General features: G+C 38.8%; 12 protein-coding genes and 4 riboswitches. All 12 genes read left to right on the top strand.

The window, feature by feature from the left end:
• The first annotated feature begins 4 nt into the window (after positions 1–4).
• The 12 genes from ACAN52_RS04260 (at position 5) to ACAN52_RS04205 (ending at position 12,780) form a co-directional block, all read left to right on the top strand.
• Positions 5–1,087, top strand: coding sequence for an adenosylcobinamide amidohydrolase (locus ACAN52_RS04260; RefSeq protein WP_378952742.1), 1,083 nt, complete (start codon positions 5–7; stop codon positions 1,085–1,087).
• Positions 1,088–1,096: 9 nt separating this feature from the next.
• Positions 1,097–2,122, top strand: coding sequence for an ATP-binding protein (locus ACAN52_RS04255; protein ID WP_378952739.1), 1,026 nt, complete (start codon positions 1,097–1,099; stop codon positions 2,120–2,122).
• A 14-nt stretch (positions 2,123–2,136) separates the two neighbouring features.
• A complete protein-coding gene (locus ACAN52_RS04250; protein WP_378952736.1) occupies positions 2,137–4,038 on the top strand; it encodes a VWA domain-containing protein in 1,902 nt (633 codons plus the stop codon).
• A 33-nt stretch (positions 4,039–4,071) separates the two neighbouring features.
• The gene (locus ACAN52_RS04245) at positions 4,072–4,707 is read left to right on the top strand and encodes a MotA/TolQ/ExbB proton channel family protein (RefSeq protein ID WP_378952733.1); all 636 of its coding nucleotides are present in this window, start codon (positions 4,072–4,074) and stop codon (positions 4,705–4,707) included.
• Entirely contained in the window at positions 4,694–5,104 is a 411-nt protein-coding gene (locus ACAN52_RS04240) for an ExbD/TolR family protein (protein WP_378952730.1), read from the top strand. Before ACAN52_RS04245 ends, ACAN52_RS04240 begins: the two co-directional genes overlap by 14 nt.
• A gap of 5 nt (positions 5,105–5,109) precedes the next feature.
• Entirely contained in the window at positions 5,110–5,850 is a 741-nt protein-coding gene (locus ACAN52_RS04235; protein ID WP_378952727.1) for an energy transducer TonB, read from the top strand.
• Between the two features lie 26 nt (positions 5,851–5,876).
• Positions 5,877–6,749 carry a sirohydrochlorin cobaltochelatase gene (locus ACAN52_RS04230; RefSeq protein ID WP_378952724.1) on the top strand — a complete coding sequence of 291 codons (873 nt, stop codon included), beginning with the start codon at positions 5,877–5,879 and terminating at the stop codon, positions 6,747–6,749.
• A gap of 449 nt (positions 6,750–7,198) precedes the next feature.
• Positions 7,199–7,381: riboswitch (cobalamin riboswitch) on the top strand.
• Positions 7,382–7,660: 279 nt separating this feature from the next.
• Positions 7,661–9,535, top strand: a complete 1,875-nt coding sequence (locus ACAN52_RS04225) for a TonB-dependent receptor plug domain-containing protein (RefSeq protein WP_378952722.1) — start codon at positions 7,661–7,663, stop codon at positions 9,533–9,535.
• A gap of 226 nt (positions 9,536–9,761) precedes the next feature.
• A riboswitch (cobalamin riboswitch) is annotated at positions 9,762–9,939 on the top strand.
• A 101-nt stretch (positions 9,940–10,040) separates the two neighbouring features.
• Positions 10,041–10,703, top strand: coding sequence for a cobaltochelatase subunit CobN (locus ACAN52_RS04220; RefSeq protein WP_378952719.1), 663 nt, complete (start codon positions 10,041–10,043; stop codon positions 10,701–10,703).
• Positions 10,704–10,796: 93 nt separating this feature from the next.
• Positions 10,797–10,977: riboswitch (cobalamin riboswitch) on the top strand.
• 124 nt (positions 10,978–11,101) lie between these two features.
• Positions 11,102–11,422: a sirohydrochlorin cobaltochelatase gene (locus ACAN52_RS04215; RefSeq protein ID WP_378952716.1), complete on the top strand. Its 321-nt coding sequence runs from the start codon at positions 11,102–11,104 to the stop codon at positions 11,420–11,422.
• Positions 11,423–11,458: 36 nt separating this feature from the next.
• Entirely contained in the window at positions 11,459–11,743 is a 285-nt protein-coding gene (locus ACAN52_RS04210) for a hypothetical protein (protein ID WP_378952713.1), read from the top strand.
• Between the two features lie 83 nt (positions 11,744–11,826).
• Positions 11,827–12,780, top strand: a complete 954-nt coding sequence (locus ACAN52_RS04205) for a sugar phosphate isomerase/epimerase family protein (RefSeq protein WP_378952710.1) — start codon at positions 11,827–11,829, stop codon at positions 12,778–12,780.
• Between the two features lie 188 nt (positions 12,781–12,968).
• A riboswitch (cobalamin riboswitch) is annotated at positions 12,969–13,151 on the top strand.
• Positions 13,152–13,355: the final 204 nt, after the last annotated feature.

Raw genomic sequence — 13,355 nt, 5'->3', positions numbered from 1 at the left:
GGATATGAAGTTATACACGTTGTCAACAGGTGATCTTGTATATCGTTATTATAAATCCATTGTTATTTTGTTTGAGGCCCCGCGCAAAGTTCTTAGTACCTCTACGTTAAATGGTGGTTATCATGAAGAGTTAACTTCTGTTTTTAATCACGATTGTAATCCAGGAGCGGGTATGGCTTGTACCTTACGTGCTCCCACGTATGAGGCCCATATGCGTTTGGTTGCTGACGAACTTGGTCTTACACCCGAAACAACATCAGGAATAGCTACCGCTGCCTCTATGGATAATGTAGCTATACGTGTCAGTACCTATGAACAGTTAACAGTGACAGCCATTGTGACTGGTGGAGTGGAAGTTAACGGTGGGCGGGTGGGTGATCCTGCAACCTATTATCAACCCCTTGATAAAGTAACACTCGAAAAACCAGGAACCATTAATATTATCTTAGTAATTGACGCGGATTTGCCACCAGGTATACTCGCTCGCGCCTTGGTAACCTGCACAGAAGCTAAGACGGCCGCCTTACAAGAATTGATGGCAGGTAGTAATTATTCATCGGGGCTGGCCACAGGTTCAGGTACTGATAGTACCATTATAGTCGCCAATCCAGCTTCTCCTCTCTACTTTGAAAGTGCAGGAAAACATTCTAAGCTAGGCGAGTTGATTGGGAAGGCAGTGAAAGAAGCAGTAAAAGAAGCTTTATTTTTGCAAACTCAATTGTCGCCTGCGTATCAGCATAGTGTGTTACGTCGTTTAAAAAGATATGGGATTACAGAAGAACGTCTGTGGAAGACCTATCTCGAACGAGGAAATACAGCTGTAAAAGCTCAGTTTTTAGATTGTCTATATAGTTTTGATCAGGATAGCTATCTTGTGACGTACACGTCCTTATATATTCATTTATTAGATCAAGAAGCATGGGGATTACTTTCTTCGAGTGAAGTTCAAATAGCAGGAATAGAACTAATCCAGTGTGTTTGTGAGCACTATGAGCTAGAGGGATTTAGAGTAACTATTGATATGAATCAGCTTATTGCCTGGGAAATACTACTTTTAACCTTATTAGAGAAAAAATTTCAAAAATAAAGGAGATTTATGATGAGAACTAATGTATACCCCTTTACTGCGATTGTCGGACAAGAAGATATGAAACTGGCACTAATCCTTAATGTAATTAATCCTGCGTTAGGTGGCGTATTAATCAAAGGTGAAAAAGGGACAGCAAAATCTACAGCGGTTCGTGCCTTAGCTGATCTCCTTCCCGCCATGGAAGGGGTAAAAGAGTGCCGCTTTCATTGTAATCCACAGGATAGTCATCATCTATGCGAAGCGTGTATGGAAAAAAGTAAAAAAGGGACATTAGTAGGGCAATCGGTGAAGATGAAAGTGGTAGAATTACCTGTTAGTGCCACGGAAGACCGGGTAGTTGGAACTCTTGATATCGAACATGCTATCAAATGCGGGGAAAAGAAATTTGAACCTGGTATTTTAGCTGGGGCTAACCGGAATATTTTATATGTAGACGAAATTAATTTACTGGATGATCATGTTGTCGACGTGTTACTTGATGCGGCTGCCATGGGAATCAATACGGTAGAACGGGAAGGCATTTCTTACTCCCACCCAGCTCGCTTTGTGCTCGTAGGTACTATGAATCCTGAAGAAGGAGATATCAGACCTCAGCTTCTCGATCGTTTTGGACTTTCCATTACAGTGGCAGGGGAACACCAAGCCGAGCAACGGGTAGAAGTCATTAAACGACGCCTTGCTTATGAACAGGATTCAGAGGAATTTGTGAGCATATATCAAAAAGAGCAAGAAGAGTTAGGTCAAAGGATTATGCAGGCACGTCAACTCTTGCCACAGGTTGTCATCGACGATACACTCCTCACTTTAGTTGCTAACATGGCAATCAAGCTGGAAGTAGATGGTCATCGGGCCGATATTACCGTCATTAAAACAGCCTTGACCTTAGCGGCATTTGATGGTCGTTGTAGCGTCACTGCCGATGACATCAAAAAAGCAGCTAGATTGGTGTTACCTCACCGTATGCGCCGACGTCCTTTTGAAGAAGGGGTACTGAACTGGGAGATACTCGAAACTCTTTTCCAAGAGCAATAAGTAGGAGGAACAGGATGAATACACAAGAATGTTTCCCTTTTTTGGGGGTAGTCGGTCAAGAAGATGTAAAAGAAGCACTTTTAATTTCTATGACTAACCCTAAAACCGGTGGCCTTTTAATTGTTGGGGAAAAAGGAACGGCTAAGTCCAGTCTGGTACGTGCTTTGGGACAAGTCATTCCTGGGCAAAACATCATTAATTTACCACTAAATGCAACAGAAGATATGGTCTTTGGTCATATTGATCTTGAATATGCTGTAACTCAGGGGGAAAAAAAGTTTTCTCCTGGTATCCTTGGTCGGGCTCATGGGCAAGTTCTTTATGTGGATGAAATTAACTTACTACGTCAGGAAATTGTCAGTAGTCTCCTTGATGCTGCCGATCGTGGAATCAACACGGTAGAGCGGGAAGGGATTTCGTTCCAGCACGAAAGTAAATTCACTCTGATTGGTACCATGAATCCGGAAGAAGGTACCTTGACTTCATCGGTACTCGATCGGTTTGGCCTCTTTGCTTGTGTACATCGTGAGACGGAAGTCGTAGCGAGAAAAGAAATTATGTGCCGCGTCTTGGCTTATGAGAAAGAACCAGAATTATTTTGTCAGCAGTATGAAGCCGAGACCAAGGAGTTAATTGATCGTGTGCAAGAAGCCCGCGAACGACTCGATACCATGGAGATAAGTAGTGCCATGATGGAACTTGCTGCTCAATATTCTATGAAGGGGAATACGGTGGGACATCGGGCTGAGCTTTTCCTCATAGAAGGAGCGAAAGCCATTGCTGCCTTGGCAGGGCGAAACTATTTGCTGCCGATAGATATGGAGCGATCTGCTTTTTTTGTATTGCCACATCGTATGCGCAAGACCGATAATTCACCACCTCAGACAGAGGAACAAGAAGAGCAGTCTAATACAGACTCTGATCAAACGGATGGGGACGATCAACCTGATTTACCACCACCTCCTCCTGATTCATCTTCTGATACCCAGGAGGAAGAAGATTCTCAAAAGGATAATTCAGAGGAACAACCAGAAACACAGCCTGATTCACAAGAGAATAGGGCTGCTGAAGATCGTGTAGCAGAGGTTGACAAACAGTTTTCAAATCTGAAAATGGCTGTCACCTTGCCACAAGATCGCCAGCTTAGACAAGGAAGCGGTAAACGAGGGCGCACACGTACGGCTCTATTGCAAGGACGATATGTGAGGTCTTGCCTGCCTAAGGGAAAACTGACAGACTTAGCTTTTGATGCTACTCTTAGAGCCGCTGCACCTTATCAACGTCTACGGGAAAAAGGGACTTGCTATATGACCATTGTGCAAGAAGATTTACGGCAAAAAGTTCGAGAAAAACGGATTGGTAATACCTTTTTATTTGTGGTGGATGCTAGCGGCTCTATGGGAGCGCGGGAACGGATGCGTTCGGTAAAAGGGGCCATTTTTTCCATGTTACAAGATGCCTATCAAAAACGTGATCAAGTGGGCCTTGTGGCATTTCGGCGAGAAACGGCCGAGGTTTTATTACCCATTACGCGCAGCGTAGATTTAGCGCAAAAATGCTTACAACAATTACCGACAGGGGGGAAGACACCTCTTGCAGAAGGATTGGCTACCGCTCTTTCCCTACTTACTTCTATGAGAAAAAAAGAACGAGAAATGCAGCCCATTATCGTTTTGATTACGGATGGCAGAGCCAATCGTAGTGTAAAAGGCAGTGGTGATGCCATTGATGATGCTCTCAAAATGGCTGAAAAAATAAAGTTATCAGGTATTTTGAGTGTTGTCATTGATACAGAAATGGATTTTATTAAGCTCGGGATCGCTAGGCGAGTAGCCTCTGAAATGGGGGCCACCTATTATCCTTTAAAAGAGTTATCAGGACAAAGTATTCTTCGTATTGTACAAAATTTCCAGTAAGTGATAGATCCTTAGATCGAGGGGGGAGTTAAAATGAATTTTTTTGAAGAATGTTTCTCTGTCTTTCAAAAAGGCGGGCCTGTAATGTATCTGATTTTACTATGTTCCTTACTGGTGGTGACCATTGGCATAGAACGTTTTATGTACTATCGATGTTTGAAAAATGATATGAAGGGGTTTATTGAGAAAATAACACCTGTCTTAGAACGTTCTGATTGGCAAAGTGCTCTTCAGCTATGTCAAAAGGAAGAAGGTATTGTAGCCACAGTTGCTATGCAAGGTATACAATGCTTTCAGAATCATGTGTATCACATGGAGAGTGTGCTAGAAGGAGAAGCGGCAGCGGCAGTAGCAGGGCTTAAGGAAAACTTAACTCATTTAGATACTATTGTTACCATTGCCCCTTTACTTGGCTTACTGGGAACCGTTGTTGGTATGATTCAATCTTTCAGTGTCATGAATGTGAAAGCAGGGCAACCAATGGCAATTACTGGTGGTGTAGGGGAAGCTCTCATTGCCACTGCTTCGGGTTTGTGCGTCGCTATTTTAGCTATGGCTGTCTATAGTTATTTTAATCACCGCTTAGATAAAACGATTACTCAAATTGAGCAAGTTTGTACATTGTTAATCAAACAAATTAAACGGGAGAATCGTCATGAAATTGCGTAATTTGCGTACCCAGCGTCAGCCGCGTCTTATGATTATTCCCATGATTGATATTATTTTCTTTTTATTGATTTTTTTTATGATGAGTACCTTATATATGGTAGAACAGCGCACGATTCCTGTTAATTTACCGCAAACGACATCCGCACAAAGTGATATGCCACGTAGTATTTCTATCTCCGTTACCCAAGAAGGAAAGATCTTATTTGAACAAGAAGAAATTCCTCTGGAACTGGTGAAAAAACGGGTTGAAATTGAACTTCATAAGGAAAAGGAACTGGTTTTTATATTACGTTCCGACAAGCAGGCAGAACATGGCAACGTGGTTGCCGTACTGGATGAATTAAAATTAGCTGGTGCGCAACGGGTAGCCATTGCAACCCAGCGGAAGGGGAATTAAAGGAGATGACCGAGGGAAAACGTTGGCGAAAAGCGATTATGATTTCACTGTTTTTACATGGTATTCTATTGACTAGCCTTGGATGGGTAGCTGCGAAAGCCTTTACCGTACAGGAGACGCCTGAACAATACGTTGAACTAGAATTGATCAGTGAATTCAGTGGGGCAAGTGAAAATTTTAATACTACAGCATCTAGGGAGATCGCTGTACAAAATGCTCACCCCGCATCGGCTGCTGTGACGATTCCGAGAGTGGATGTATCTGCTACCATGAGAGAACTTGCGCCAACAGTGGAGGCCGTTACTAGTAGTATGTCTGTGTTATCAGCAGAGCCCCTTAGCTCTTCCACTAGTGCAGGAGAGTCGGTTGGTAGCACCGGGGTAATTGGAGGTACTGGAAGTACTGGTGAAGGTAGCAATTCAGCCGCGGGAACCTCTGGATCAGGAAAAGCTGGTAAAGCTGGAGGAGTCATTTCTCCTGGTATTTTGTCCCGTGTGAATCCTTCTTATCCAGAAGAAGCACGGCGAGCTGGCCAAGAGGGAACCGTTATGCTGAAAATACAAATTCTTGAGAATGGTCGTCCAGGTCATATTAGTGTATATCAATCTAGTGGCAATTCCTTATTAGATGATGCAGCGGTCAAGGCTGTAAAGCAATGGAAATTTATTCCCGCCAAAGATCGTGAATCAGGGACACCGATCGTCTGTTATACTACGATGCCTGTCCTATTTCAATTACATGTGTAAAAATATACTTTAAAAGGGGAATCTTTATGAGTAAGAAGGCTGTTTTAGTTGTGAGTTTTGGCACTGTTTATGTTGATACCTTGGAAAAAACCATTGGAAGTACAGAAGAACGTTTTAAAGTCGCTTTTCCAGAGTATGAAATAAGGCGTGCTTTTACTTCATCAACTGTTATTGAAAAATTAGCGGAAAAACATGGTGTTCAGGTAGATGGGGTGGCAACGGCGCTAGAGAAACTAGCTACAGAAGAGTATGAAGAAGTATATATTCAGCCTCTTTATATCGTTGCAGATAAAACCTATCATCATATTAAAGAGTATGTGAGTAAGCTTGCTCATAGCAAAGAAAAGACATTCAAAAAAATAACTATGGGACGGCCGTTGCTCCTTTCTGTAGGCATTAAAAATCATCCTGATGATTATGCAATTGCCATCGAAGCAATCAAAACACAACTACCTGAACTCTCTAGTGAAAAAGCTGTTGTATTTATGTGCAATGGTAGTCAACAACTGGAATACTCTGTTTTACAGTTAAAATTATCGGATGCAGGCCTAAAAAATGCTTTTGTATATACGGCTGAAGGATATCCTACGTTGGAAGGCGTTATAAAACAGCTTCAAGACAATCAAGTGAAAGAAGTAATCTTAGTGCCATTTCTATTCGTAGCTAGTGAACATGTAATTGATTACATAGGTGGTGATAAGGAAGACTCTCCTAAATCACAACTAGAAGCTAAGGGTTTTACCGTGAGCGTATATACAAAGGGGCTAGGGGAAAATCCTGCGATACAAGGCATTTTCGCTCAACATCTCAAAGATGTATTAAAAGCCATAGAAATGCATCATGGGCATCATAAAAAAACAGCTCATGGAGAACAAAAAGGAACACATCACAGTCAATAATAAAAATTTGAGCATGGTGGAAGTATAGCCTAGGAAAAATGGCACCTTACTTTTGGTGTAAGATGCCATTTGAGCTATGGTCTGAATTTCTATATTTAGCAGGGAAGATTAAGTACTATTTTGCAATTTCGATAAGTCGTAATTTGGTTTCTTTTTGGAAGGTCCTAACATTTAAAACATCAATACTTGCTGATATGGTAGCAGTAGAATCTTTGATGCTAGCCGTTCTTTCTAGTAAGGTAATAATATCTTTTTGACAACCTCCGCTGTGTTTATGATTTATTTTAGCACTTTGATGATTGCTATACAATAAAGAGGGAGTAAATCTTTTGAAGTAATAAACTCCATTCAAATCCTCTATAATTTAGAAAATTATAGAGGATGGGGGGATATGTGAAAAGATATTGACAAACTTTTCTGTATATTGCATAGTGAAAAAAGTCACAAAAGAATATAGAAATGATTTAGGTGCCCGCAAGGGCTTAATAGGGAAGATCGGTTGAATGCCGGCGCGGTCCCGCCACTGTAATGAGGAGCAAACCCATGGTATACCACTGAGATGAAAGTCTTGGGAAGGTTTGGGAGAGTGATGATCCAGAGCCAGGAGAACTGCCTATTTATCAATCACCGTTTTTTACCCACGAGCGATGGGGAGGGGGTTTTAAGTGCTTAGTATTGTACTGTAGTTCTTTTTTGCATGTTTATGCCTAAAAGTCTAATTGTATGGATTATTTTGCTTAATAAATACTATCTCCAGCCTATGGCTGGAGTTTTTTATTTGGCGAAATTTTTAAGGTGACCTACATTAGCTATTTTATAAAAGTAAGCAATATTTTTTATAGCATAAAACTGACCATTGGAGATTTTTGATGCTCATTTAAAGAAAGAGATACGTAGAGGAGAATGAAAATATGAAACATAAATTACTTAGTAAAATGATTTGCACTGCTTTAGCTGCTGGTCTATTATTACCTAGTGTATGCGCAGAAGCAAGCGAAACCTTTAGTCTAGACCAAATAATTGTCACAGCTCTCAAGATTGAAAGTAAAGATTTGGAAACTCCTGCTTATGTAACTGTTTATACAGAAGAACAATTAAAAGGAACTGGAGCAGCGAATATACTAGAGGCTCTACGTTATACGGAAGGGATTATTTACCATTCTATGGGACCAGGGGGACAATCATGGGCTGGGATGACATCTAAAGCCGTGATGAGAGGTTCCGAAAAAGGAACCTTGGTATTAATAAATGGTGTAAAAATAAATATGGATGGCTACTATAATTTAGAAGACATACCAGTACAAAATGTTGAACGAGTGGAAATCGTTAAAGGTGCTGCTTCTGTTTTATATGGAGCAGATGCTTTTGGCGGAGTCATTAATGTAATTACCAAAAAAGATATTAAGAATAGTATAACCTATTCACAGGGGAATTTTGGACAGAAGAACCATAGTTTATCTTTGCAAGACGGAAAGTTTAATATAACGGCAGTAGAACAGAAAATTGGGCTTGTTAAGGGGCTCTCTGATACTGGATATGGTACTGGTGGTAGCGATAAAAATTCTTTCCAATGGTCTTATAAGGTGAGTGATCAGCTGACTTTTACCCATGAGCATGTAGAAAATGAATATTCTTTTGATAAATATTCAGGCACGACTTCCAATATAAATTGGAATGTGAAAACGCAATCATCTTTATATGATGATGTAAAAGATTATGCTCGTTTGCATTATGATGGTGATAAATGGGATATAAATGTTTACACTAATGTACAGGACCGAGAATATAACAAATATACTGGGCTAAATACTAGTAAAGTACATAGTAATAGTGAAAAGTATAAATTTTCTGAATATGGAATAGATGCTCAAACCAACTGGGAAACTTCTTTTGCTACTTTTTTAGGTGGTATTGGCTACTCCCGGGAAAATTATCGTAAAAAAGTGATGTTACCAATAGCTTCGGCAGTCAATTTTAATGAGTCTAGGGATGGATATTCTATGTTTTTGCAAGGTAGTAAAAAAGTAAGTGAAGACACAACGGTGATTTTAGGTGTTCGCCAAGAATATGTAAAAAATAATAGTGATACACTTTCTGCTTTCTGCCCACAATTGCAGGTTTTAAAAAAGCTTGAAGAAAATAAAACCTGGTATATCAATGCAGGAAAATCTTTTAAAATGCCTGGATTTAATCAATTATATGATACTGCTGGCACTATTTCTGGGGCAAATGCAGATCTTAAACCGGAAGAAGGATGGAACTATGAAACCGGTTTAAAATGGGAAGGAAAAGATAGTTCGATCAAAGTTGCCGTGTTTAACATGGATTATGATGCTATTAAATATGTAAATCATGGTACCAATGCTGATCCATATTACATACCAGAAAATATACCTTTTCGTAATACGGGTATTGAAATGAGTTATCAAAAACAGCTTAACAAAGCTTTTAGTTATGTAGTAGGAGCTAGTTATGGGAATCCGGAAATTTATAGTGGGAATCAGTGGATTTCACAATATGGTAGAGTGCAATTTAACACGTCATTGAAATATCAATATGATCGTTGGACAAGCAATCTAACTGCGAGCTATTTAGGAGATCGGGCATATACGGACAAACCTCAATTACCGGTGAATCTGACAGTAGCTTACGCAATGGATCAGAATAAAACCATTAATCTATCCATTGATAATTTACTGGATCGTCGTGATATTAATACTCATAGTACGACACCATATTACGCATTGCCACGTTCTTATCGTCTAGGTTATACACAACAATTCTAGTATTCTTGTCCTAAGATACTTTCTAGAGTTTATTCGGGAAGCTGGTTGAAATTCAGTGTGATTTCACCACTGAATTTCAACCAGTACATGTTGTACTGGGAGTTTTATATCTCAAAGGGGCGAAGGTGTTTTTGTTACTACTAAAACATATAAGGTTGCCTCACATCATCTCAAAAAAAGTCTTGACAACGTTTTCAATTTACTATAAAGTGAAAAATATCACAAATAAATATCAAATGATGTAGGTGCCCTTCGGGGCTTAATAGGGAAGCTGGTAAAAGCCAGCACGGTCCCGCCACTGTAATGAGGAGTGAACCCATAGTATGCCACTGAGAGGAAAGTCTTGGGAAGGTGTGGGCGAGCAATGATCCAGAGTCAGATTTATTTATTGTGCTTATTTCATCTTGACGTATTTTTACGTTGGGATTTTATTTGCTATAAATCATTACAGAATCTCCATAACTTTCTTAAGTATGGAGATTTTTTACTTTAGGAGAGATATAATATGTTAACTACTACCTATAAGGAAAATATAAGACGTAGTCATCTACTTTATGGGGGACTACAGCATTATTCACAGCAAGAGTGTGATGATCCAATGTCCCGATCTTTAGTATGGAATGGTATTTTTCACCCTCTGGCAAACCAAGTATTTACAAATACTAAAAGATATCATCATCAATTTTGTCAAAGGAAAAGGCTGACAGTCGGTATTATCTTTTCTCGCGATGAGTGGGTGAAGGGAGATACAGGGAATTACAGTATGTTAATTGACGAAATAGAGAAAATAGATTTAAATGTCATTGGAATTTTTAGTCATTGGTTCGGTAATAATGATAAAAATATACCTAGTATTAATGAAACTGTCGAAAAATATTTTTATGACCACGGTATACCAATTATTGATGTGCTCATCAATTGTTTTGAATTTTCTTTAACAAAACGACGTCCCGTTGATAAAACTTTTTTAAATCAATTAGGTGTACCTGTACTAGAAGGATATAACATATCTCACGGGGGAGGTACTCCTTCTAGCGGACAGTTTGTGAATGAAACAAGTCAAGAGGATTCGATACCAGATCTTATAAAACAGATGGCAAGACGAGCTAAGAAGTGGGCATTTTTGCATAGTGAGGCAACAATGAAAAATACAGAGAGATTGATATAATGAAGAAGATTCAGTAAAAATAAAAAGGTTATCATAATAATTGACAAATCTCAATAGATACTATAGAGTAATTAGTGTGATAAATCACTAAAATTTAATAATAATGATATAGGTGCCCTTCGGGGCTTAATAGGGAAGCTGGTAAAAGCCAGCACGGTCCCGCCACTGTAATGAGGAGTGAACCCATAGTATGCCACTGAGATGAAATTCTTGGGAAGGTTTGGGGGAGCGATGATCCAGAGTCAGGAGAACTGCCTATATAACAATCACCGTTTGACCTGCGAGAGATGGGGAGGAGATTTGTACGATAGCTTCATAGTTTTGTTGTACTTATTTCGTCCCGGCATAATTTGTGCCGGGATTTTTGCATCTCAAATTTTAATTAGGAGGTGTATAAGATGAAAAAAGCCATTGTAGTTGTTGGTACTAATACAAATGATTATGACATCTTAAAGGCTGGTATGGAAAGTATAGAAGATAAAATTAAGGGTAAATTTCCTGATTATGAAGTACGCCGAGCTATCTCATCGCCAATTGTCATTGGAAAAATAGCTCCGAAAAATGATCTGCAACTCGATACTACCCAACAGGTTCTTAGAAGGTTACAAAGAGAAGGATATCAAGAAGTTATTTTTATTTCACTAAAAGAATCCTATTTATCAACTCCTGAATACCATTATGATGATCCTAGTGATAAGTTAAATGCTTACATAATATAAAAGCACAAAAATGAATTATAATTGGAGGAAAATATAATGTCAAATTTCACAATTGTTCCATTTACGCCTTTAACAGAACGTATTGCTGTAGAATTACCAGAGTTATCATCAGGTTTGCATCAATTAAAATTGATGATTGGTGAACAGGATTTCAATAAATATATCAATTCACTGATTAGTTTAAAAAGAAGCGGAGATCTGTTACTCCTTATCACAGGTAAGGCAATGTATTATTCCATCATCGAAAAAAAATTTTTACCAATGCTAAAAGAAAGTTTTAAGGTCGCTAAGGTACGAGTTATTAATCAAGGGATCGAATGATAGCAAAGAATACTGGATAGGGTAGCCTTAAAATAAAATTGCTCGATCTTTAGGGACAAGCGATTAAAAAAGGATTTATGATAATGATACAACTTGTTAATATATCTAATTATACATGTGATAATGAACTGATTCATAATAACGCAGAATGTCTACAGACTTTTTTAAATCATCATCATATCGATGGATTAGAAATGATGTTTTGTGCGCCATGGGATCGATTTGTTCATAAAAAAGAATGGGTACAAGGAGTCCATCTACGCTTTTGGCCTACTTGGCTTGATTTTTGGCGTGGTGATAATCAAGAGTTACTCAAACAGTTTGGCAGTAATGAAGGGATTATCGCCTGCTATGGAGGATTAACACGTAGTGATTGGCTTAACATTTATAGAGAAAATATTCGAACTGCAGTAAAGGCCAGTGCGAAATATATGGTTTTTCATGTTTGTCATGCCAGAGTACCAGAATTTTTTAGTGGGAATTTTAGTTCTTCTGACAGTGAAGTCATCGAAGCTACCATTGAACTCGTTAATGAACTAGCAGATGAGATCCCAACAGATATAGCACTATTATTTGAAAATTTATGGTGGCCGGGACTTACTCTCAAAAATCCTACATTGGCTGCTAGATTATTGAACGGTGTGAAGCACCCTAATGTAGGAATCATGTTGGATACAGGACATCTAATGAATACCAATCAAGAGTTAAAAACGGAATCTGAGGGTATTGATTATATTCTTACTGTATTACATGATTTAGGCGAATATCGTTCCTATGTGCGAGGTATTCATTTACACAAATCTCTTTCAGGAGAGTATGCAAAAGAGAGCCAGCTCCGAAAGACAGAAAAATTTAGTATAACTGAAATTATGAATCACGTCTTACAAATAGATCAGCATCAGCCTTTTGCTACTAGTGAAGTTCAACGATTAATCAATTATATTAAACCAGATTTTTTGGTACATGAGTTCATGTATTCCACTATAGAAGAATGGTCTCAAAAAATTTTGGTACAGCAACAAGCATTACAATTATAGTTGACGTATATCCTAATTAGCTTATTTTTATATCTGCGTAAGCACTTTATCTAACAATCATGATTTGACTTGCGAGATATAGAGAGGATAGTTGCGACTAATGTATATCTCATATTATAGATAACCTGTATTAAGTTGACAAATTTTCAAAATAATGATAATATAAGAAACATTGAATTGACTTAAAATAAAATATAGTAGAAATAGGTGCCCTTCGGGGCTTAATAGGGAAGTCCGGTTGAATGCCGGCGCGGTCCCGCCACTGTAATGAGGAGCAAACCCATGTTATGCCACTGAGACGAAAGTCTTGGGAAGGTTTGGGCGAGTGATGATCCAGAGCCAGGAGAACTGCCTATTTGTCAATCACCGTTTTTACCTGCGAGCGATGGGGAGGGGATTAAGTGCATGTGTTACATGTTGTATTGTACTTATATCTCGGCGTATTTTTGCGCCGAGATTTTTATAAATATAGCTGGTATGTTCTTAATTGTATCTCTCGACTTTGGGTCGAGAGATTTTTTTTACCCCAGAATTCATAAGTATTACTTTGATATGTGATTTGTTCTACATATAGT

The sequence above is a fragment of the Pelosinus sp. sgz500959 genome, from assembly GCF_042610375.1.
Taxonomy (GTDB): Bacteria; Bacillota; Negativicutes; order DSM-13327; family DSM-13327; genus CTSoil-075.
Note: the sequence above shows the minus strand (reverse complement) of the source record. Positions and strands in the feature narration are given on the sequence as shown.